Source organism: Streptomyces sp. NPDC048111 (assembly GCF_043202815.1).
GTDB lineage: Bacteria > Actinomycetota > Actinomycetes > Streptomycetales > Streptomycetaceae > Streptomyces.
The window spans coordinates 64,810-85,071 of the sequence record NZ_JBIDBD010000027.1 but is presented as its reverse complement, the minus strand read 5'-3'; the positions used below and the strand labels follow the sequence as shown (position 1 = coordinate 85,071).

Genomic DNA, 20,262 nt, shown 5'->3' with positions numbered 1-20,262 from the left:
GCCGCCAAGGGGCGCGGGGAACTGCGCGAGCAAGCGGGCACGGCCCGCACCCGACCGAGGGGTTAGGGGCGCGGGGAACGGCGCAAACCCCGGGCAACCCCAGCGCCGCCAAGGGGCGCGGGGAACTGCGCGAGCAAGCGGGCACGGCCCGCACCCGACCGAGGGGTTAGGGGCGCGGGGAACGGCGCAAACCCCGGGCGCCCCCAGCACCCCCAAGGGCGCGGGGAACTCCGCACTGCGGAACCTACGCCGCACCGTAGAACTTTTTGGTTTCGGCCACCGCCGCCTGAAACCGCTCATCAAAGTCATCCCGCACAAGCGTCCCGACCACATAGTCCTGGACGCTCATTCCCCGTTTCGCGGCATGACGCCTGAGCCGTTCGAGCAGCTCACCGTCTATGCGCAGGCTGAGCACGCTGGTCCCCATGGACCGAGGGTCGCCGCCCGCCCGCCCTCCGCACCCCACTTTTCGCCCGGGACTCACTCGTTCGGGTGATGTGTGACGCGATGGCGCCCGTGTCACCTGTGTCACCTGTGGCGCCCGGCGCCCGTGGCGCCCGTGTGGCGCTCGACACCCGGGCTGATTTCGGTGGTATTTAGCCAGAGTAATGAGTTAAGCTAACGAACATGTCTGACCTGTCCCACGGCACTGGCGACAACGCCGCCGCCGTGAACTCCCTGCGCTCGGCCGTCATGCGGCTGGGCCGGCGCCTCAAGCACCAGCGCGTCGACGAATCGCTCAGCCCGACCGAGATGTCGGTGCTCGGCACCCTCGCCCGTTGCGGCTCGGCCACCCCCGGTGAGCTGGCCCGCAAGGAGCACGTACAGCCGCCGTCGATGACCCGCATCGTCGCGCTGCTGGAGGCCAAGGGACTGGTCAGGCTGGAGCCGCACCCCGACGACCGCCGGCAGAAGGTGGTCAGCCAGACCGCGGAGGCCGAGGCGATGCTCGAAGAGAGCCGCCGCAAGCGCAACGCCTGGCTGGCTTCCCTCGCGGAAGGCCTGGACGAGGACGAATGGGCGAAGCTGCGCGCGGCCGCCCCGGTCCTGGAGAAGCTTGCACATCTGTAAACGCGCATCGCTAGGAGGCGAGCCCTTTTGAGTACGGGATCCGGAGCAGACTCCGCCCCCGCACCTACCCCTACCTACAACAAGCGTGGCGGGGGGACGTTCTCCTCGCTTGCGGTACGCAATTACCGGCTGTTCTTCTCCGGCGCCATCGTGTCGAACATCGGCACCTGGATGGCCCGGATCACCCAGGACTGGCTGGTCCTGACGATCACCGGCTCCTCGGTCGCGGTCGGCATCACCACCGCCATGCAGTTCCTGCCGATGCTCCTGTTCGGCCTGTACGGCGGCGTCATAGCCGACCGGTTCGCCAAGCGGAACATCCTCTTCGTGACGCAGGCGGCGATGGGCCTCGGCGGCATCTTCCTCGCCGTGATGACCCTCTCCGGGCACGTCCAGGTGTGGCACGTCTACCTCACGGCCTTCTTCACCGGCCTGGTCACCGTCGTCGACAACCCGACCCGGCAGTCCTTCGTCTCCGAGATGGTCGGACCCGACCGGGTGCGCAACGCGGTCAGCCTCAACTCGGCGAACTTCCAGTCCGCCCGGCTCGTCGGCCCCGCCGTCGCCGGCGTCGTGATGGCGGCCGTCGGACCGGGCTGGGCGTTCCTCGCCAACGGCCTGTCCTTCACCGCCCCGCTGATCATGCTGTCGCTGATGCGCACCAAGGACCTCCAGCCGACCCGCCTCGCCCCGCGCGGCAAGGGCCAGCTGAAGGAGGGACTCGCGTACGTCTCCGAGCGGCCCGAGCTGATCTGGCCGATCGTGCTCGTCGGCTTCGTCGGCACCTTCGGGTTCAACTTCCCGATCTGGCTGAGCGCCTTCGCCTCCGACGTCTTCCACGGCGACTCCGGCATGTACGGCCTGTTCAACAGCCTCATGGCGATCGGCTCGCTGGTCGGCGCGCTGCTCGCGGCCCGCCGCGCCACGACCCGGCTGCGGATGCTGGTCCTCGCGGCCGGACTCTTCGCGCTGCTCGAACTCGTCGCCGCCGGGTCGCCCGACCTCGGCGTGTTCATGGCGCTGCTCATCCCGGTCGGCATCCTCGGCCTCACGGTCAACGTGACCGCGAACGCCTCGGTCCAGATGGCCACCGACCCCGAGATGCGGGGCCGGGTGATGAGCCTGTTCATGATGGTCTTCACCGGCGGCACCCCGCTCGGCGGCCCGCTCTTCGGCTGGCTGACCGACGTCTACGGCGTCCGCGTCAGCCTCGCGCTCGGCGGTCTGATCTGCGGCACGGCAGCCGTCGGCGTGGGCCTGATGCTGGCCCGCGCGGCCAACCTGCGCCTGAAGGTCGACGTACGCCCCGGCCACCGCCACCTCGCGTTCGTCCCGAGGAACCCGTCCCTCGTGACCGCCGCCTGACGGGACTGTGCGGGGGTCCGGACGGTACGGAGCCCGGGGTGCCCGGCGCTGCCCGGCGGGCCTGGCGGTGCCCGGCGGTGCCCGGGGTGCCCGGGGTGCCGCCCCGGGGATGGACCCCCGGCGACGGAGCCCCGGCCCGCCGTGTCGCGACACGGCCGGCCGGGCTTGGTTGACTGTCCCCATGCGCCTCTTCGCCGCCGTCCTTCCCCCCGAGCAGGCCGTGAACGAACTCGGCCACGCCGTACGGGAGTTGGGCTCGCTGCCCGGCGCCGACGAGCTGCGCTGGACCGGTCCGGAGAGCTGGCACCTCACCCTCGCCTTCCTCGGCGAGGTCGACGAGTCGGTCCTGGACGAGCTGCACGCGCGGCTCGGCCGGGCGGCCCGCCGCACCGACCCGTTCGCCCTGCGCCTGCACGGCGGGGGCCGGTTCGACGGGCGCGCCCTGTGGGCCTCGGTCGCGGGCGGCCTCGACGAGCTGCGCCTGCTCGCCGAACGCGCGGACGCCGCCGCCCGCCGGTCCGGCATCCCGATGGAGCAGCACCGCCGCTATGTGCCGCACCTCACGCTGGCCCGCTCGCGGACCCCGGTGGACCTGCGGCCGTACGTCGCCGGGCTCGGCCCGTTCGAGGGGAGCCCTTGGCAGGTCACGGAGTTGGCCCTGATCCGCAGCACCCTGCCGGGTGGCGGCAGCCCCGGCGAGCGGCCCCGTTACGACCCGGTCGGCCGCTGGGCGCTCGGCGCGGCCGGTTAGGCTCAAGGGGTGGACCCGAAGACCAGGAACCGGATCATGGCCGGTGTGCTCGTGCTGATGTTTGTCGTGGTGGCGGTAGCGGCCGCCGTTCGCTGACCCGCCACGCCCCGGCCCGGCCCGGTGTCGCCCGGCATCCCCGGCAGCCGCCGCCCGGTGTCGGCCGGCATCCGCGACGGCCCGGCCCGGCACACCTCGGCGCAGCACGGCCCGGCCCCTGCGCCGAGAGGCCGCCTCTTCACGTACCGCCGGCCCGACCAAAGCCCGCCCCGTACGCCAGTCACTCGCTCAACTTCCCGCTCGCGCAAGCGAGTTACCCGCCATCGGCATGAACCCGCCCTCCCGCCAAGCCCATTGGTGAGCTCCAAGCCCCCCGGGCGTCGGCGGCCGGCCTGCGCGGCGAGCCGACGCGTCACCCCGAACCGGCCTGCCCAGCAACGGCGATGAGGGCGGCCGGACTCGACCGATGCGGGCAGACCCCCAGGTGGCGGAGGTGCTAGTGTCGCCTGCCGGTTCTGTAGACGCACGAGCCGGCGACGGGGGTAAGAAGACGTGGGGCGACCTGACGATCCGCCGGGGGAGACCCCGGAGCAGCTGAAGAAGCGCGCCGGCGACCTGCGTGACTGCGCCCGCAGGGCCCGCGCGCTGGCCAAGCGGCTCGGCCCGCTCCTGGACTCCTCGGCGAAGAAGGCGGCGCAGCCCGACCCGGCGATCTGGCGCGGCCCGTTCGCGACCCGGTCGACCGACGCGCTGGTGCGCCGCAGGAACTCCGTGGCCCAGATGGCCTCGGCGCTCGTCCACGACGCGGGCCGCTGGGACGCCGAGGCCGACCGCCTGGACGAGCAGGCGAAGGCGGCGGGCGCCAAGCCGAAGGCGGGGGCAGGCCATTGAACGACCACGGCACCCAGGGGTTCGCAGCCCCCGCACCGGGAGCGGGGCGATGACCGACTTCCGCGGCTTCGACACCGAGCAGATACGCACCCTCGCCTCCGGCCTGCGCAAGCAGGGCGAGGACGCGCAGGGCATCCACAAGGACCTGACCTGGCTCCTCACCGAGGCGCAGCAGCTGATGAAGGTCAAGCCCGCCACCACCGATCCGCAGCTGAGCCCCCTGATCGGCCAGGTCTTCACGGTCCCGTTCTTCGGCGGCCCCACGTACCTGCCCGGCGTGCTCGGCGGTGAGCTGAGCGACATGGCGGGCTCGATGGAGCGCCGCAGCAAGCAGCTGGACGAGGTCAAGGTGCTCATCGAGCACGGCTACGCCGTCGATCCGGCCCTGCTCTTCGCCGACGAGGACGCCCCCAACGAGAAGGACGTCACCGACGCGCTGAAGCAGATCCACGAACTGGACGGGAAGGACTTCGGCTCCAACGGCAACCGCGACGACCTGAAGAAGGTCAAGAGCATGCTCGACGGCATGACGTCCGCCGAGCTGGACGCCTTCTTCGACAAGGTCCCCGAGGCCGACCTCAAGCGCTACAACGACCTCATCGGCGACACGGACGACAGCGGCTGGAAGTGGTGGGACGAGAACGGCCTCCCCGAAGGGGAACGCCGCGATCACCTCAGTGCGATCCTCGCGAAGCTGGGCCCCTCGCACTGGGCGAAGGCGCAGGCCGCGTTCCCCGGGATGCAGCCGGGCTTCGACACCACGGACGCCTTCCTGGACGGCCAGAACGCGCAGAACGGCGAGGAGGCCAAGGGCATGCACTGGGGGGTTCCGAGCGTGCCGCTTTTCGCGCCGGGAACCGACGGCAAGGAGATCACGGCCGCCGACATCAAGCAGGGGCGCTTCGCCGACTGCTGGTACATCGCGTCCCTGACCTCGACCGCGCAGGTGAACCCCCAGTTCATCCGGGACGGCATCGTCCAGAACCCGAACGGCACGGTCAACGTGCGCATCTGGGACGAGGACGGCAACAAGCGGTGGGTGACCGTCACGCCCGATCTGCCGCTGGACAAGAGCGGCAACGTGCTGGGTGCCACGGCCAACGGCTCGGTCTGGCCGGCGTACTACGAGAAGGCGTTCGCCCTCGTGTACGGCGGCGACGACGGCGGGGCACCGGACGGCAAGGGCGGCAATCCGAAGTACGACCGCGCGGAGCGCGGCGACTACGGCGCGACCGAGTGGGACAACACGGACAAGGCCCCGCCGTACGTGACCGGCAAGGACTCGGACGGCATCGACAACGACGTGCCGGCCCTGCGCAAGAGCTTCGACTCCGGCCACCCCATCATTGTGCAGACCGGCAGCGGCGACGACGCCCAGGCGAAGGGCAACGGCCTGTGGGGCGAGACCTTCTCGACCCGGCACGTGTACTACGTGAAGGGTTTCCAGGGCGACAACGTCGTGCTGGGCAACCCCTGGGGCCCGCCCCACGCGGACATCGTGGCCACGCCGGAGCAGTACAAGCAGTTCTTCAGCGATCCGCAGGCCCTGGAGGTGCCCAAGTGACAGCCTTCGTACGGTCCGTACGCGCCGGAGCGCTGGCGGGATGCGTGCTGGTGCTGGCGGCGGGCTGCGGTGGTGGGTCCGGCGGCGCCGACGCCTCCGACACGCCTCCGCCGCCCTCCCACGCGCCCGCCCCTCCGGCCGACAAGGGCCCCCAGTGCGAGGGCACCACGACCGCCAAGGGCCTGCACGTCCTGCGCGGCGGATCCGAGACCCTGCCCGGTGGGGCCGGTCCGGTCCTGTACAAGGAGGGCGGGTCGGACGGCACGCACCGGACGGCGACCCTCAGCAACGGTACGGGGACGGGCTCCGCGCAGTCGGGCACCGAGTCCTGGCGGGTGCGGCCGGGCCAGTCCCTCACGGTCAAGGGCACGACCTTCACCGTCTCCCAGATCTGCACCTACCGGGTCGTACTCACACCGAAGGACGGGACCGCCGTGACGCAGTCGCCCACACCCAACCCCGTGGACCCGACGTGGCCGGACCTGAACAACGGGCGACTGCGTCTGCGCTGGCACGTCCCGAACACCGAGAAGAACGGCGCGATCAGCGCCGTTCTCCATGATGTCGAGGCCGGCCCGGACCGTGCCTACATCGCGGTCACCAGCCGTGCCGGAGGCGGCGCCGCCTACCAGGACGCCCGCGTCGGCGACACCCTCGAATTCTCCGGACGCCTCTGGAAGGTGACCGTCATCGACACAGGGGACGGCAACCCGTCGATGGCCAACCCCCGCTCGGGCTACGTCGACCTCCAGCTGATCGGGCCGTCCCGCTGACCGGCCGGGCCCCCGCGGTGCGACGACCCGGCCGGTGAACGCCGGGGTCTACCAGGCGAAGGCCTCCGGGGAGGGGCCCGGGCCGGGGTAGATGTCGTCGAGCGCGGTCAGGAACTCGTCGGGCAGCGTGAGTTCGACTGCCCGCAGCGCCGAGTCCAGCTGCTGCGCCGTGCGCGGCCCCACGATCGGGCCCGCCACGCCGGGGCGGGTGAGCAGCCAGGCCAGGCCCACCTCGGCCGGGTCGAGGTCGTGCTTGGCGACGAGGTCCTCGTACGCCTGCACCCGTCCGCGCACCGCCGGGTCCGACAGGGCCGCTGCGGCGAGGCCGCCCTGGGAGCGTCCCGCCGTGCCCTCGCGCTCCTTGCGCAGGATGCCGCCGAGCATCCCACCGTGCAGGGGCGACCAGGGGATGACGCCGAGTCCGTACTCCTGGGCGGCCGGGATGATCTCCATTTCGGCGCGGCGCTCGGCGAGGTTGTAGAGGCACTGTTCGCTGACCAGGCCGACGCGGCCGGTGCGGGCGGCGAGTTCGTTGGCCTGGGCGATCTTGTAGCCGGGGAAGTTCGACGAACCGGCGTACAGGATCTTGCCCTGGGTGATCAGGACGTCGATGGCCTGCCAGATCTCCTCGAAGGGGGTCAGGCGGTCGATGTGGTGGAACTGGTAGACGTCGATGTAGTCCGTGCGCAGGCGCTTGAGCGAGGCCTCCACGGAGCGGCGGATGTTGACCGCCGACAGCTTGTGGTGGTTGGGCCAGGGCTCGCCCGCGGCCATGTTGCCGTTGAGCTTGGTGGCGAGGACGGTCTTGTCGCGCCGGTCGCCGCCCTGCGCGAACCAGCTGCCGATGATCTCCTCGGTACGGCCCTTGTTCTCGCCCCAGCCGTACACATTGGCGGTGTCGAAGAAGTTGATGCCGGCGCCGAGCGCGGCATCCATGATCGCGTGGCTTGCGGCCTCGTCGGTCTGCGGTCCGAAGTTCATCGTCCCGAGGACGATCCTGCTCACCTGGAGACCCGTGCGTCCGAGCTGCGTGTACTTCATGGGCACCCAGCCAACGTCTTCGAGCGCGCTCAAGGCAAGGGGCCGGTCCGGTACTTCCCGGGACTCCCTGTTCCCGGAACCCCCGGACCGGCCCGCGCGAGGGCGCGGGGCCGCCCCCGCGCCTACCAGGCGAAGGCCTCCGGGGACGGGCCGGGGCCGGGGAAGATCTCGTCGAGCGCGCCGAGCAGCTCGGCGTCCAGCTCCAACTCCACGGCGCGCAGGGCCGATTGGAGGTGCTCGGGGGTGCGGGGGCCGACGATGGGGCCGGTCACGCCGGGGCGGGTGAGCAGCCAGGCCAGAGCCACCTCGCCCGGGTCCAGGTCGTGCTTGGCGAGGAGGTCCTCGTACGCCTGGACGCGGGCCCGCACCGCCGGGTCGGCCAGACCCGCGGCCGAGCGACCGCTCCCGGTGGTACGCGCACCCGTGCCCTCGCGCTCCTTGCGCAGAGCGCCGCCGAGCAGGCCCTGGTGCAGCGGGGACCAGGGGATGACGCCGAGTCCGTACTCCTGGGCGGCCGGGATGATCTCCATCTCGGCGCGGCGCTCGGCGAGGTTGTAGAGGCACTGCTCGCTGACGAGGCCGACGCGGCCGGTGCGGGCGGCCAGCTCGTTGGCCTGGGCGATCTTGTAGCCGGGGAAGTTGGACGTTCCCGCGTACAGGATCTTGCCCTGGGTGATCAGGACGTCGATGGCCTGCCAGATCTCCTCGAAGGGGGTGGCCCGGTCGACGTGGTGGAACTGGTAGACGTCGATGTGGTCCGTGCCCAGGCGCGTGAGCGAATCCTCCACCGCGCGGCGGATGTTGAGCGCCGACAGCTTGCTGTGGTTGGGCCAGGACGGGGTGTTCCAGGCCTTGCCCTGCGTCATGTCGCCGTACATCTTGGTGGCGAGGACGACCTTGTCGCGCCGGTCGCCGCCCTGCGCGAACCAGGAGCCGAGGATCTCCTCGGTGCGGCCCTTCCGCTCCTCCACGCCGTAGATGTTGGCGGTGTCGAAGAAGTTGATGCCCGCGTCGAGGGCGGTGTCCATCACGGCGTGGCTCGTGGCCTCGTCGGTCTGCGGTCCGAAGTTCATCGTGCCGAGGACGAGACGGCTGACCTGGAGTCCGGTGCGTCCGAGCTGTGTGTACTTCATGGGCCCATCAAAGCCTGCTGGAGTGCGCTCAAGGCAAGGGGTTTCCCCTCGGCTCATGGGGGCGACTCCCCTTCGCGTCCGGCGGGGCCGGCTCGGGGCTCAACTGCCCAGCCAGCTGGAGGCGTCGAGGCGGAAGGCGTCCGGCGGGACGGCCGTGCGCAGGGAGGCTTCCAGGTCGTGGAGGCGCTCGCGGCCCAGCGTCCGGCTCCAACTCGCCCGCAGCTCCTCGAAGATGGCCGCCGAGCGGGCCAGGGCGTCCAGGCCGTGCGGGGTGAGCCGGACGAGCTTGCGGCGGGCGTCGCCGGGGTCGTCGGCGCGTTCCGCGTAGCCGAGTGCGATGAGCCGGTCGACGGTCTTGCCGGCCGCCTGCTTCGAGACGCCGAGCCGCCGCCCGATCTCGCTCGCCGTCGAGCCGGGCAGCCCGATCGCCTGAAGGGCGAAGCCGTGCGCGGGCCGGATGTCGGGGTGCCCCTGGCGGGCGAGCTCGGCGTGCAGGCGGTCGATGAGCGAGCGGAACCCGGCGAAGAGGAGCAGGGGCAGTTCGTACCCGGGGGCCTCGGGGATCTCGGGGATCTCGGGGGCCGGCGCCGGGTGTTCGGCGCGCGTGCGGGCCTCGGTGGGCGGGGTGGCGCGCTCGGCGGCGGGTGATGCGGACGGCGCGGCTTTGCGTGCCGCGCCGGGTGGTCCGGCCGGTGGGGTGTCGCGTGCCGCGCCGGGTGGCCCGTTGCGCGAATCGACAACCTGGTTTACCTTTTTTTCGTCAACCATGTTGTCGATTCTACGGCCGAGGTCCCTAGCGGGCCCAGCGCGGCATGCCCCGCTGTCATGCCCCGGCGCCACGCCCCGCACCCCGGCCGCCACACAGGAAGAAGGGCCGCACGATGACCACCGCGTTCACCGAATACACCCTCGAAACGGCACCCCCCGCCTCCCGCAAGTCGATGGAGGCGACCATCCGCCACCTCGGCCGGCTCACCCCGCCCGTCGCGCGCCTCGCCGGCTCCCCACACCTCCTGGACGGCTTCCTCAAGCTGAACGCGCTCTTCGAGCAGAGCACCCTGGAGCCGCTGGCGCGCGAGGTGCTGGTCATGACCGTTGCCGTCCGCAACGCCTGCCACGTCTGCGTGGCCATGCACACCGGCCGGCTGCGCGAACTCGGCGCCGACGACGAACTGGTCGCCGCCCTGCACGAGCGCCGCCCGCTCGCCGACCCGGGGCTCGACGCCGTGCGCCGGTTCACCCTCGCCGTCCTCGCGGAGGCGGGCGGGGTCGACGACGCGACCGTCCAGGACTTCCTGTCCCACGGATACACCGAGCAGAACGCCCTCGAAGTGGTCCTCGGCATCGGCACCTACACGCTGTCCACCTTCGCCAACCGTCTGACGGGCGCGGGGATCTGAGGGCGGGGCCGCCCGTCGCGGCGGCCCCGCGTCCGGTCGTCCACAGGCTGTGGGGGACGGCGCGGGCGGCGGGACCGGGGGCGGCGGGCGTTTCGTGGTTCCGTTCGCCTGCTGGGACGATCGGGTCCGTACCACGACGATTCCCCGGCACAGGCGGGGCGTGAGGAGAGACTTCCATGGCGGACGGGCCCGGCGCGGTGGACCGCGCGTTCGCGGCGGCGCTGTACATCGAGGGCGACGCGGCGCTGGACACCGGCGCCTCCCTGCTCGCCGCCGCGCCGGACGCGGATGCCGAACTCGCCCTGCGCGGAAGGGAGTTCCTCACGCGTGCCTGGGAGCGGGGGTGGCAGCCCGCCGACGTCGTCCGGATCGTACGGCGCGATCTGGACGAGCCGCACGTACGCATCCTGGCCGGGCTCGTCCGCGCGGATCTGGCCCGCCACGAGCGGCTGCCCCCGCGCTGGCAGGGCCAGCTGGACGACCTGCCGGACGAGGCCTGGCGGGCCGACCGCTTCTCGTACGCCACGGCCGTCCTGGAGCTGTACCGGGTGCTGCTCGGCCTGCCCCCGATCGAACCGGCCGGGCCCGCGCCCGGGGCCGCGCCCCTCGGGCCGCCGGTGCACGGCGAACCCAAGACGCTGGCCCGCATCCGGGCGCTGCTCGCGAAGGCCGAGGCGACCGGCTACCCCGAGGAGGCGGAGGCGCTCACCGCCAAGGCGCAGGAACTCATGGCGCGGCACAGCGTGGACGACGCGCTGCTCGCCGGGCACGGGGCGGGCGGGGAGGTGCCGGGGGCCTGCCGGATCGGGGTGGACGCGCCCTACGAGACGGCCAAGGCGATCCTGCTCGACGCGGTCGCCTCGGCCAACCACTGCCGGGCGGTGTGGAACTCGGCGCTGGGCTTCTCGACGGTCGTCGGGTTCGAGGGCGACCTGGAGGCGGTGGAGCTGCTCTACACCTCGCTCCTCGTGCAGGGCACCGCCGCGATGGCCAAGGCGGAGGCGGCGCAGCGGGCGGGTGGGCGGCGCCGCACCAAGACGTTCCGCCAGTCCTTCCTGCTGGCGTACGCCGCCCGGCTCGGCGATCTGCTCGCTGCGGCGGCGCGGGGGGTCGAGGAGTCGTTCGGGGGAGAGGTGCTGCCGGTGCTCGCGTCTCGGGGGGTGGCGGTGGCTGGGCGGGCCGAGGCGATGTTTCCTCGGACCGTTGCCACGCGGGTGCGGGGGGTTTCCGACGAGTCGGGCTGGCGTGACGGCCGCGCCGCCGCCGACCAGGCCCACCGCCCCACCAACCCCCCGCTCCCGTAACCCCCCGGGGCTGCGCCCCGGGCCCCGGGGGGTTTGCCCACCCACCCGCCCGTGCAGGGGGTCGGACAGGCCCGGCCCCCTGGGGCTCCGCCCCAGACCCCGAGGGGTTTGCCCACCCGCCCGCCCGTGCGGGGGGTTGAATCGGCTGGGCCCTGGGGCTGCGCCCCAGACCCCCTGAGGGGCTCCGCCCCTCGAACCCCGGCGGGGGCTGCGCCCCCTGCACCCCCCTGTCGCGCCTTAAGGGCGCTCGTCCTCAAACGCCGGACGGGCTGAGGATGCGCATGCTGGCCAGCACCGGTGCGGTTTAGGGGCGCGGGGAACTGCGCGAGAAGCGACCACGGTCCGCACATGACCGGGGGGTTGAGGGGCGCGGGGAACTGCGCGAGCCAAGCGGGGACGCACGTGCTGGCCCGCACCGGTCCCGCCTAGGGGCGCGGGGAACTGCGCGAGGAGCGACCACGGTCCGCACACGACCGGGGGGTTGAGGGGCGCGGGGAACTGCGCGAGGCAAGCCGGGGTGCACGTGCTGGTCGGCGCCGGTCCTGCCAGGGGCGCGGGGGCCGGGGGCGGGCCGGTAGCCTCGGGATCATGAGTTGGCTCCGTGCACTGAGGGAGACCACCCGCTCCGGCCTCACAGTGGAGCGCCGCCGCCTGGAACCCCTCGTGGCCCTCCGCGGCGCCACCGGCCTGGCCGTCGTGGTCGGCATCAGCCTCACCCTCTTCGGCCCCTCCGTCGCCGCCAGCTCCGCGTTCGGCGCGTTCCAGGGCGCCATCGCCACGTACCAGCGCAGCTGGCGCCCGCGCCCCGTGCTCGCCCTCGCCTCGGGGCTCTCCCTCGCGATCTCCACCTTCCTCGGCTACCTCGTCGGCACCCACTCCCCGTTCTTCCTGCTGCTGCTCGCCCTGTGGACGTTCGTCGCCGGGCTCGCCTGGGCGGTCGGCCCGACCGTCGGGGTGATCGCCTCGTCCAACGTCGCGATCATGCTCGTCACCGTCACCCTGCCCAGCACCCTCGCCGAGGCCGCCGGGCACGCCGCGATGATCGCGTTCGGCGGGGTCGTGCAGGCCGCCCTCGTCGTGCTGTTCCCCATCCGCCGCTGGGGCGCGCAGCGCGACGCGCTCGCCGACGCCCTGGCCGCGGTGGCCGACTACGCCCGCAGACTGCGCCACGACCCGGTCGCCCCCTTCGACCCCGAGCCGCTCATGACCGCCCGGCTGGCCGCCGCCGTCACCCCGCGCGAGGCCCGCCGCCGCCCCGCCGAACTCCACGGCGCCCGGGGCGTCGCCGAGCGGATCCGGCCGGTGCTCGCCTCCCTCGCCGACCCCGCGCTCGGCGTGCCCGCGGAAGGCGAAGAGCGCCACCGGGTACGGGAGTTGCTGGCCGCCGCCGGTACCGTCCTGGACGCCGCCGCCCGGGCCGTGCGGCACGGCGAGGCGCCCGTCATCCCGCCCGCGGCCCAGGCCGCCCTCGCCACTCCCGACACCGGCGCCATCCTCACCGGACCCGCCCGCAGGGCCGCCGCCCGGCTCAGCACCCTGCTCGCCGACGTCGTCGACACCGCCCGGGGCAGCGGCACCGGCCAGGGCGCCGAACCACTGCTGCGCCCCACCCTGCCCCGCCTGGTCCCGCTCGCCCTGCGCGCGATGCGCGAGGAACTCGGCAAGCGCGACTCCCCGGTCTTCCGGCACGCCGTACGGGTCTGCGCGGTCGCGACGGTGGGCTATCTCCTCGGGCACGTCCTGCCGTTCGGCCACGGCTACTGGGCCCCCATGGCCTCCGTCATGGTGATGCGCCCCGACTTCACGCTCACCTACGCCCGCGCCGTCGCCCGTTTCGGCGGCACCCTCGTCGGCGTCGCCCTCGCCACCGGCGTCGTCCAGCTCACCCACCCCGACACGGCCCTGTCCGCCGTCATCGCGGTGACCTGCGCGTTCCTGGCGTACCTGCTGATGCGTACGGGCTATGCGGTGCTGAGCGGCTGCGTCTCCGCGTACGTCGTCTTCCTGCTCGGCATGGGCGGGCTCCAATGGACCCAGACGGTGCCCGACCGGGTCGGTCTCACCCTGATCGGCGGTGCCCTCGCGATGGCCTCGTACGCCGTCTACCCGGCCTGGGAGACCCCCCGGCTGCGCACCCGGCTCGCCGACTGGCTTGCCGCGAACGGCCGTTACGCCTCCGCCGTCGTCGCCCACTACGCCGACCCCGACCGCGGCTCCGACGAGGTCCGCCAAGCGCTGCTCGACACCCGGGAGGCCCGGATCGCCTGGCAGGAGGCGCTCGGCAAGGCCACCCACGAACCCGTACGCCACCGCGGCCTGTCCCACACGGCGGCCGAGGAATCGGCCCACGCGCTCAGCCAGTTGGGCCGTACGGCCATGCTCATGGAGGCCCATCTGCCCGAGCGGGACGCGGTGCCGGTGCCGGCCGCCGCCGCCCTCGCCGAGGCGCTGCGCACGGCCACCGAACAGGGCGCCAAGGCGGTGCGCGAGCGGCGCGTGCCGCGCTGGGACGCGGTCGAGCAGGCCCTCGACGCCTGGGACGGCGAGGGCGTGCCGGACCGCGTGGTGCGCCGGGGCGCCGGGCTCGTCCTGCACTGCCTCGACGATCTGACCGACGCCCTCACCGTCAACAACTCGCCCCGCCCTTAGGGCAGTTGGCCGGGACATGGCAGGCGAGGGTGCGGCCCTCTACGGAGTCGGCACGCCCGCCGTCGGCAGATGTCCGGTGGGCAGGTGGCTCGGCCGCTTCGCCTTCGTGGCGCGGGTGAAGGTCTGCTTCCCGGAGCCCTTCCACGTGACTTCGAGCGTGTCGTTGGTGAGCTTGAGCATGCCGGTCCAGCGCTCCTTCTCGCCCTCGCCGCCCTTCGGGCACTCGCTCATCCTGATCATCGTCATGCCGTCCGTGTCGTCCAGCCGGCCGACGCAGTCGTGGCTGCCGGCCTGGTTCACCGTCTTCTGGGGGGAGAACAGCAGGCTGAAGTCCTTGTCGTCGTCCGCGAGCCAGAACCCGACGAGATCCCCGGTCTTCACCGTGGCGCCGCCGGAGCCGCCGGAGCCGCCGGAAGCCCCCGCGTCCGACGCGGCCGGGGCGGCCTTCTTGCCGTCGCCGCCGCTGCCGCAGCCCGTCAGGACGAGGGCGGCCGCGAGTCCTGCCGCGGTGAGTCCAGCGGTACGTATGTGCCTGTGCACTGTCTGTCTTCCCCCTGTGAACGGTTCCGGGACCGCGACAAGCTACCAGCCGTGCCGTACCGCACAGGTCTGAACCAGAGTGCCCTTTGCTGCGTCTCTGAAGGAGGGGACCAGTGCCGGGCCCGGACCCCGGGGCTCGGCCGCGCCTCGGAGGTTACGCGCCAGTAGTCCCGCGCGCACGCTCCGGAGCGGGAGCGGGCGTAACCGCCCGGGCACCCCGCGTGCACGTGCATCTTCCCATGCAGGCGCACATGAACACAGCTATGATCCGGGGCAGTTGACCATTCACAGTTGCACGTCTGCACATTCCCGGGAGCGACCTTGCACCACGCGTACAACGGCATGGCGGCAGCGGAGCTTCAGGGTGCCGCGTGGCAGAAGAGCAGGCACAGCAACTCGCAGGGATCCTGCGTGGAATTCGCCAAGCTGCCGGGCGGAGGCGTGGCCGTACGCAACTCACGCCATCCGGACGGGCCGGCCCTCGTCTACACCAGAGCGGAGATAGAGGCGATGCTGCTCGGGATCAAGGACGGCGAGTTCGACCACCTGATAGCCGACTGACAGCCGACAGCCGACAGCCGACAGCCGACAGCCGACAACTGACAGCTGACAACTGACTGAGACTGACTGGCAGTCGACCGATAGCCGGCCGCGGCCCCGCGCTCGCCCCCGCGCCCCTTTCGGTCAGTCCGCCGGCTGAAGACGGAACAGCGCCCACACGACCTTGCCGCTGATCGCGCCCGACAGCGGGTGCCAGCCCCAGCTGTCCGCGAAGGACTCCACCAGGAACAGCCCGCGGCCGGACTCCGCGCCGAAGTCGTCGCTCTCGCGCTCGACCGGGCTCTCGTCGCTGGGATCGCGCACCGCGCACACCAGACGGCTCGTCCAGCGCATCAGATGCAGCCGCACCGGCACCTCGGTCTCGCGCGGGACGTCGGCCGGCAGCGCGTGCCGCAGCGCGTTGGTGACGAGTTCCGAGACGACCAGGGCGACGTCGTCGAAGCGCTCGCCCAGGCCCCACTGCGTGAGGGTGGAACCGGTGAACTTCCGTGCCCCGCCCACGGCTTCATAGCGCGCGGGCAGCGCACAGGAGGCCGAACCCGCCACGGTCGAGGGGTCGAAGGGGGGGAGCGCCTGCTTTAAGGGCTCGTAAGGCTCCAGCATGGTCGATCCATTCGTCCCCATGCGAGGCACTCCCGGGTTCGCGGCCGTGGCGGTACAGGACGCAAGCGACTAGACGCAGTTGAGCACGCAGGTGCGCGAGGACCATGGTTCCGAATGCGTGGGCCCGATGCAAGGGCAGATGCACGTGCACGCGACCGACCTGTCCCTGCCCGTGCCGTTTCTTGCTCATTTCTTCCTCAGAAGTTCCTCAGGCCGATTTCACTCCTTGACCATTTCCGTAATCACGCGGGTACGGGGTGAAGCGTTTTGATGGCAGACTGCCCAGCACCATTGGATGGGGAGGGCGGCGAAGTGACCGCAGGGGAGGCATGGGGATCCCCCCGGCCGAGCGCAGTCGAGGCCGGCGGAGGTTCGGTGGTCCGGCGGATTCTGCTGGGCTCCCAGCTGAGGCGCCTGCGCGAGTCGCGCGGCATAACGCGGGAAGCAGCCGGCTACTCGATCCGGGCGTCCGAGTCCAAGATCAGTCGTATGGAGTTGGGGCGCGTGAGCTTCAAGGCCAGGGATGTCGAGGACCTGCTCACGCTGTACGGCGTCGGTGACGAGTCGGAGCGCATGTCCCTGCTCGGCCTCGCCAAGGAGGCCAACATCGCGGGCTGGTGGCACAGCTTCGGCGACGTCCTGCCGGGCTGGTTCCAGACGTACATCGGTCTGGAGGGTGCCGCCTCTCTCATCCGCATCTACGAAGTCCAGTTCGTGCACGGCCTGTTGCAGACCGAGGCCTACGCCCACGCGGTGGTCTCGCGCGGCATGCACGGCGCCCCCGCCGCCGAGATCGACAAACGCGTCGCGCTGCGCCTGGAGCGCCAGAAGACGCTGGTGTCGGAGCGGGCGCCCCAGTTCCACGCCGTACTGGACGAGGCCGCCCTGCGCCGCCCCTACGGTGAACGCGACGTCATGCGCGGCCAGTTGAAGCATCTGATCGAGATGTCGGAGCAGCCCAACATCAACCTCCAGGTGATGCCGTTCAGCTTCGGCGGGCACGCCGGCGAGAGCGGCGCCTTCACCATGCTGCGGTTCCCCGAGTCCGACCTGTCCGACATCGTGTATCTCGAACAGCTCACCTCGGCACTGTATTTGGACAAGGCCGAAGAGGTCGCGCAGTACGAGCGCGCGATGGCGCGCCTGCAACAGGACAGCCCGGGCCCGGAGGAAAGCCGCGATCTTCTGCGCGGACTCCTCCAACTCAGCTGACTCATCAGTAGGATGACGTCACATCAGGACATCAAGCCAGTGACGCGGTTGACCGCGCGGAGCCGGCGGACACAGCAGTAGGGGATGGCATGTCCTTCTTCACCGACCTCGCCCACCAGTTCATAGACGGCCAGTGGCGCACCGGCAGCGGGTCGTGGGACATCATCGACTTCGATCCGTACAACGGGGAGAAGCTCGCCGCCATCACCGTGGCCACCGTCGAAGAGGTCGACGAGGCCTACCGCGCCGCGGAACGCGCGCAGCGCACCTGGGCCGCCACCAACCCCTACACCCGCAGGCTCGTCTTCGAGCGCGCCCTGCGCATCACCGAGGAGCGCGAGGCCGAGATCATCGAGGCCATCGTCAGCGAGCTGGGCGGCACCCGGCTCAAGGCGGTGTACGAGGTCCACCTGGCCAAGGAGTTCCTGCGCGAGGCGATCCAGCTGGCGCTGCGCCCCGAGGGCCGCATCCTGCCGTCCCCGGTCGACGGCAAGGAGAACCGGGTCTACCGCCTGCCGGTCGGCGTGATCGGCGTGATCAGCCCCTTCAACTTCCCCTTCCTGGTCACCCTCAAGTCCGTCGCTCCCGCACTGGCGTTGGGCAACGCGGTCGTCATCAAGCCGAACCAGAACGCACCGGTCGTCGGCGGCGGCCTGATCGCCAAGATCTTCAAGGACGCGGGCCTTCCGGCCGGGCTGCTCAACGTCCTGGTGACCGACATCGCCGAGATCGGGGACGCGCTCATAGAGCACCCGGTGCCCAAGGTGATCTCGTTCGCCGGTTCCGACCGCACCGGCCGCCACGTCGCCTCGGTCGCGGGCAGCCACTTCAAACGCGTCATCCTGGAGCTGAGCGGCAACAGCGCCCTGGTCGTCCTGGACGACGCGGACCTCGATTACGCGGTGGACGCGGCGGTCTTCAGCCGCTTCGTCTACCAGGGCCAGGTCTGCATGGCCGCCAACCGGATCCTGGTCGACCGGTCCGTGGAGGAGGAGTTCACCGGCAAGTTCCTCGCCAAGGTCGCCTCCCTCAGGACGGGCGACCCGGCCGACCCCGCCACCGACATCGGCCCCGTCATCAACAACTTCCAGGCGGAGTCGCTGACTTCGCTGGTCGAGCAGGCCCTGACCGAAGGCGCCACGGCGCTGGTGCGGGGCCGCACGCGCGGCAACCTGGTGGAGCCCACCGTCCTCACCGGCCTGCCCGCCGACTCCGCCGTCCTGCGCCAGGAGATCTTCGGCCCGGTCGCGCTGCTCATCCCCTTCGACGGGGAGGAGGAGGCGGTGCGCATGGCGAACGACAGCCCGTACGGGCTCAGCGGCGCGGTGCACACGGCGAACGTCGAGCGCGGGGTGCGCTTCGCCAAGCGCATCGAGACCGGGATGATGCACGTCAACGACTCGACGATCCAGGACGAGCCACTGGTGGCGTTCGGCGGCGAGAAGTACTCGGGGCTCGGGCGGTTGAACGGGGACTCGACGGTGGAGGCGTTCACGACGCAGAAGTGGATCTCGGTGCAGCATGAGCGCAGCCCGTTTCCGTTCTAGGGAGGGTGCTGAGTGCTGGGTGCTGGACACCGGGGGCTGGAGGCCGGGTGCCGGGGGCTTGAGCCGATCGGGGTGTCAGCTGACGGCCGTCGGCTGACAGAGGACAGGATCTGACCTACATCCTCCCTAACGTGTTCCTTGTCAGCGGCCAGTGGGCAGGGCCCGGAACGCGAACGAAGGCGGTTTGATCATGGTCACGCACGTTCCCTCGGAGACACCCGGCGACGAGCGCGGCGCGCTCCTCAACTTCGTCGAGGCCCAGCGTGGCGGGCTGCGCCGCACCCTCATCGGTCTCACCGACGAACAGGCCGCGAGCCGCCCGAGCGCCAGCGAACTCACCCTGTCCGGGCTGCTCAAGCACGTCGCCGAGTGCGAGCTCAACTGGCTGCGGATGGCTCAGCAGCGTCCCAACGAGAAGCAGCGCGACGAGTCCAACTGGCACGAGAGCTTCCAGCTCGTCGGTGACGAGACGGTCGCGGGGATGCTGGCCTTCTGGGACGAAGTGGCGGCGGAGACCGAGGAGTTCATCCGGCAGGTGCCCTCGCTGGACGACACCTTCCCGCTGCCCGAGGCCCCGTGGTTCCCGAAGGAGGGCCGGGTCTCCATGCGCTGGTTCATGATCCACCTCGTCGAGGAGATCGCCCGGCACGCCGGGCACGCGGACATCGTGCGCGAGTCGCTGGACGGCAGGACGGCGTTCGAGCTGGTGGCCCTCGCGAAGGGGTGAGCCATGGGCCGGAGGCCCTCGCGAAGGGTGAGGCCATAGGCTGGCGGCCATGTCAACGATCCGTCTGCTTGTTCTCGGCGCGGTGCGCCAGCACGGCCGGGCGCACGGGTACCAGGTGCGCAACGACCTGGAGTACTGGGGCGCCCACGAGTGGTCGAACGCCAAACCGGGGTCGATCTACCACGCGCTCAAGCAGATGGCGAAGCAGGGGATGCTGCTGGCCCACGAGGTGGCTCCCAGCACCGCGGGCGGGCCGCCGCGCACGGAGTACGAGCTGACGGAGGCGGGGGGCGCGGAGTACTTCCGCCTGCTGCGCGAGGCGCTGGCCTCCTTCGACCAGAAGATGGACGTGCTGTCGGCGGCCATCGGATTCATGGTGGACCTGCCGCGCGCGGAAGCGGTAGCGCTGCTGCGGGAGCGGCTGGGGAAGCTGTCCGGGTGGCGGAGGTCGGTGACGGAGTATTACGTGCCCGAGGGTGGGGCGGGGCAGTTGGGGCACATCGGGGAGATTATGGGGATGTGGGTGCACTCGGCTGATGCGGAGGCGGAGTGGACTCGGGGGTTGATTGGGCGGGTTGAGGGTGGGGCCTATGTTTTTGCGGGGGAGGGGGAAGGTTTTGTTGGTGTCCTCCCCCTGGGCACGGAGAACCCGTACGGCCCCCGCCCCTGAGGCCCCGGCCCCCGGGTGCCACCGTCCCGGCAGCCCCGCGTGCGCAGTTCCCCGCGCCCCTCAACCCCGGTCATCTGCGGACCGTGCTCGCTTCTCGCGCAGTTCCTCGCGCCCCCAAAACCCCGGTCGTCTGCGGGCCGTGGTCGCTTTTCGCGCAGTTCCTCGCGCCCCTGGCGGGGTTGGTGCTGGGCAGCACGGGCATCCTGGCCTGCCTTGCGCAGTTCCCCGCGCCCCTTAACCCCCGGTCGTCTGCGGACCGTGCGTGGCTGGTCGCGCAGTTCCCCGCGCCCCTGACAGGACCGGTGCGGGCCAGCATGCGCATCCTCAGCCCGTCCGGCGTTTGAGGACGAGCGCCGTTCAGGCGCGATAGGGGGTGCAGGGGGCGCAGCCCCCGCCGGGGTCGAGGGGCGGAGCCCCTCGGGGGGTCTGGGGCGCAGCCCCAGGGCCAGGCACCCTCCAACCG

Annotated in this window: 20 protein-coding genes; 14 read left to right on the top strand and 6 right to left on the bottom strand. The window is 71.7% G+C overall.

The genetic code is table 11. From position 1 onward, the window contains the following. Positions 1-244: 244 nt before the first annotated feature. On the bottom strand, positions 245-427 hold the full coding sequence (locus tag ACGF3I_RS29335) for a ribbon-helix-helix protein, CopG family (protein WP_393137207.1): 183 nt from the start codon (positions 425-427) through the stop codon (positions 245-247). A 200-nt stretch (positions 428-627) separates the two neighbouring features. Between ACGF3I_RS29335 and ACGF3I_RS29330 the strand changes: the two genes are divergently transcribed. The 6 genes from ACGF3I_RS29330 (at position 628) to ACGF3I_RS29305 (ending at position 6,412) form a co-directional block, all read left to right on the top strand. Next, complete coding sequence (locus ACGF3I_RS29330) at positions 628-1,071, top strand: MarR family winged helix-turn-helix transcriptional regulator (protein ID WP_393137205.1); 444 nt, start codon at positions 628-630, stop codon at positions 1,069-1,071. Between the two features lie 27 nt (positions 1,072-1,098). Further along, positions 1,099-2,436, top strand: a complete 1,338-nt coding sequence (locus tag ACGF3I_RS29325; protein WP_393137203.1) for an MFS transporter — start codon at positions 1,099-1,101, stop codon at positions 2,434-2,436. 181 nt (positions 2,437-2,617) lie between these two features. Further along, positions 2,618-3,187, top strand: coding sequence for an RNA 2',3'-cyclic phosphodiesterase (gene thpR, locus ACGF3I_RS29320; RefSeq protein WP_393137201.1), 570 nt, complete (start codon positions 2,618-2,620; stop codon positions 3,185-3,187). A 549-nt stretch (positions 3,188-3,736) separates the two neighbouring features. Beyond that, positions 3,737-4,075, top strand: coding sequence for a hypothetical protein (locus ACGF3I_RS29315; RefSeq protein ID WP_393137199.1), 339 nt, complete (start codon positions 3,737-3,739; stop codon positions 4,073-4,075). Between the two features lie 49 nt (positions 4,076-4,124). Continuing rightward, the gene (locus tag ACGF3I_RS29310; protein WP_393137197.1) at positions 4,125-5,639 is read left to right on the top strand and encodes a C2 family cysteine protease; all 1,515 of its coding nucleotides are present in this window, start codon (positions 4,125-4,127) and stop codon (positions 5,637-5,639) included. Further along, positions 5,636-6,412, top strand: a complete 777-nt coding sequence (locus ACGF3I_RS29305; protein WP_393137195.1) for a hypothetical protein — start codon at positions 5,636-5,638, stop codon at positions 6,410-6,412. Before ACGF3I_RS29310 ends, ACGF3I_RS29305 begins: the two co-directional genes overlap by 4 nt. A gap of 48 nt (positions 6,413-6,460) precedes the next feature. Here ACGF3I_RS29305 and ACGF3I_RS29300 read toward each other — a convergent pair whose 3' ends face one another. From ACGF3I_RS29300 to ACGF3I_RS29290, 3 genes are all read right to left on the bottom strand, one after another. After that, positions 6,461-7,453 (bottom strand): aldo/keto reductase, encoded by a 993-nt coding sequence (locus ACGF3I_RS29300; protein WP_393137193.1) that lies wholly within the window; start codon positions 7,451-7,453, stop codon positions 6,461-6,463. 122 nt (positions 7,454-7,575) lie between these two features. After that, the gene (locus tag ACGF3I_RS29295; RefSeq protein WP_393137191.1) at positions 7,576-8,586 is read right to left on the bottom strand and encodes an aldo/keto reductase; all 1,011 of its coding nucleotides are present in this window, start codon (positions 8,584-8,586) and stop codon (positions 7,576-7,578) included. Positions 8,587-8,685: 99 nt separating this feature from the next. After that, positions 8,686-9,159 (bottom strand): MarR family winged helix-turn-helix transcriptional regulator, encoded by a 474-nt coding sequence (locus ACGF3I_RS29290; protein ID WP_393137222.1) that lies wholly within the window; start codon positions 9,157-9,159, stop codon positions 8,686-8,688. A gap of 308 nt (positions 9,160-9,467) precedes the next feature. On the opposite strand from ACGF3I_RS29290, the gene ACGF3I_RS29285 reads away from it, so the two are divergent. The 3 genes from ACGF3I_RS29285 (at position 9,468) to ACGF3I_RS29275 (ending at position 13,939) form a co-directional block, all read left to right on the top strand. Continuing rightward, complete coding sequence (locus tag ACGF3I_RS29285) at positions 9,468-9,986, top strand: carboxymuconolactone decarboxylase family protein (protein ID WP_393137189.1); 519 nt, start codon at positions 9,468-9,470, stop codon at positions 9,984-9,986. A 176-nt stretch (positions 9,987-10,162) separates the two neighbouring features. Beyond that, complete coding sequence (locus tag ACGF3I_RS29280; protein WP_393137187.1) at positions 10,163-11,290, top strand: DUF2786 domain-containing protein; 1,128 nt, start codon at positions 10,163-10,165, stop codon at positions 11,288-11,290. 588 nt (positions 11,291-11,878) lie between these two features. After that, a complete protein-coding gene (locus ACGF3I_RS29275; protein WP_393137185.1) occupies positions 11,879-13,939 on the top strand; it encodes an FUSC family protein in 2,061 nt (686 codons plus the stop codon). Positions 13,940-13,978: 39 nt separating this feature from the next. Here ACGF3I_RS29275 and ACGF3I_RS29270 read toward each other — a convergent pair whose 3' ends face one another. After that, positions 13,979-14,479: a hypothetical protein gene (locus ACGF3I_RS29270; RefSeq protein WP_393137184.1), complete on the bottom strand. Its 501-nt coding sequence runs from the start codon at positions 14,477-14,479 to the stop codon at positions 13,979-13,981. Between the two features lie 321 nt (positions 14,480-14,800). Between ACGF3I_RS29270 and ACGF3I_RS29265 the strand changes: the two genes are divergently transcribed. Continuing rightward, a complete protein-coding gene (locus ACGF3I_RS29265; protein WP_053724624.1) occupies positions 14,801-15,040 on the top strand; it encodes a DUF397 domain-containing protein in 240 nt (79 codons plus the stop codon). Positions 15,041-15,163: 123 nt separating this feature from the next. Here the strand turns inward: ACGF3I_RS29265 and ACGF3I_RS29260 are convergent, their stop codons facing one another. Continuing rightward, the gene (locus tag ACGF3I_RS29260; RefSeq protein WP_393137182.1) at positions 15,164-15,664 is read right to left on the bottom strand and encodes an ATP-binding protein; all 501 of its coding nucleotides are present in this window, start codon (positions 15,662-15,664) and stop codon (positions 15,164-15,166) included. Positions 15,665-15,955: 291 nt separating this feature from the next. Between ACGF3I_RS29260 and ACGF3I_RS29255 the strand changes: the two genes are divergently transcribed. The 4 genes from ACGF3I_RS29255 (at position 15,956) to ACGF3I_RS29240 (ending at position 19,799) form a co-directional block, all read left to right on the top strand. Then, entirely contained in the window at positions 15,956-16,855 is a 900-nt protein-coding gene (locus tag ACGF3I_RS29255; RefSeq protein ID WP_393137180.1) for a helix-turn-helix domain-containing protein, read from the top strand. An 89-nt stretch (positions 16,856-16,944) separates the two neighbouring features. Beyond that, on the top strand, positions 16,945-18,402 hold the full coding sequence (locus ACGF3I_RS29250) for an aldehyde dehydrogenase family protein (protein ID WP_393137178.1): 1,458 nt from the start codon (positions 16,945-16,947) through the stop codon (positions 18,400-18,402). 190 nt (positions 18,403-18,592) lie between these two features. After that, entirely contained in the window at positions 18,593-19,129 is a 537-nt protein-coding gene (locus tag ACGF3I_RS29245) for a DinB family protein (protein ID WP_393137175.1), read from the top strand. A 49-nt stretch (positions 19,130-19,178) separates the two neighbouring features. Next, positions 19,179-19,799, top strand: coding sequence for a PadR family transcriptional regulator (locus tag ACGF3I_RS29240; RefSeq protein ID WP_393137174.1), 621 nt, complete (start codon positions 19,179-19,181; stop codon positions 19,797-19,799). Positions 19,800-20,262: the final 463 nt, after the last annotated feature.

Coding starts and splice junctions, on each gene's coding strand:
- ACGF3I_RS29330 (WP_393137205.1), top strand. CDS start 628: ATGTCTGACCTGTCCCACGGCACTGGCGACAACGCCGCCGCCGTGAAC.
- ACGF3I_RS29245 (WP_393137175.1), top strand. CDS start 18,593: ATGGTCACGCACGTTCCCTCGGAGACACCCGGCGACGAGCGCGGCGCG.
- ACGF3I_RS29310 (WP_393137197.1), top strand. CDS start 4,125: ATGACCGACTTCCGCGGCTTCGACACCGAGCAGATACGCACCCTCGCC.
- thpR (WP_393137201.1), top strand. CDS start 2,618: ATGCGCCTCTTCGCCGCCGTCCTTCCCCCCGAGCAGGCCGTGAACGAA.
- ACGF3I_RS29280 (WP_393137187.1), top strand. CDS start 10,163: ATGGCGGACGGGCCCGGCGCGGTGGACCGCGCGTTCGCGGCGGCGCTG.
- ACGF3I_RS29260 (WP_393137182.1), bottom strand. CDS start 15,664: ATGGGGACGAATGGATCGACCATGCTGGAGCCTTACGAGCCCTTAAAG.
- ACGF3I_RS29295 (WP_393137191.1), bottom strand. CDS start 8,586: ATGAAGTACACACAGCTCGGACGCACCGGACTCCAGGTCAGCCGTCTC.
- ACGF3I_RS29250 (WP_393137178.1), top strand. CDS start 16,945: ATGTCCTTCTTCACCGACCTCGCCCACCAGTTCATAGACGGCCAGTGG.
- ACGF3I_RS29240 (WP_393137174.1), top strand. CDS start 19,179: ATGTCAACGATCCGTCTGCTTGTTCTCGGCGCGGTGCGCCAGCACGGC.
- ACGF3I_RS29300 (WP_393137193.1), bottom strand. CDS start 7,453: ATGAAGTACACGCAGCTCGGACGCACGGGTCTCCAGGTGAGCAGGATC.
- ACGF3I_RS29275 (WP_393137185.1), top strand. CDS start 11,879: ATGAGTTGGCTCCGTGCACTGAGGGAGACCACCCGCTCCGGCCTCACA.
- ACGF3I_RS29285 (WP_393137189.1), top strand. CDS start 9,468: ATGACCACCGCGTTCACCGAATACACCCTCGAAACGGCACCCCCCGCC.
- ACGF3I_RS29335 (WP_393137207.1), bottom strand. CDS start 427: ATGGGGACCAGCGTGCTCAGCCTGCGCATAGACGGTGAGCTGCTCGAA.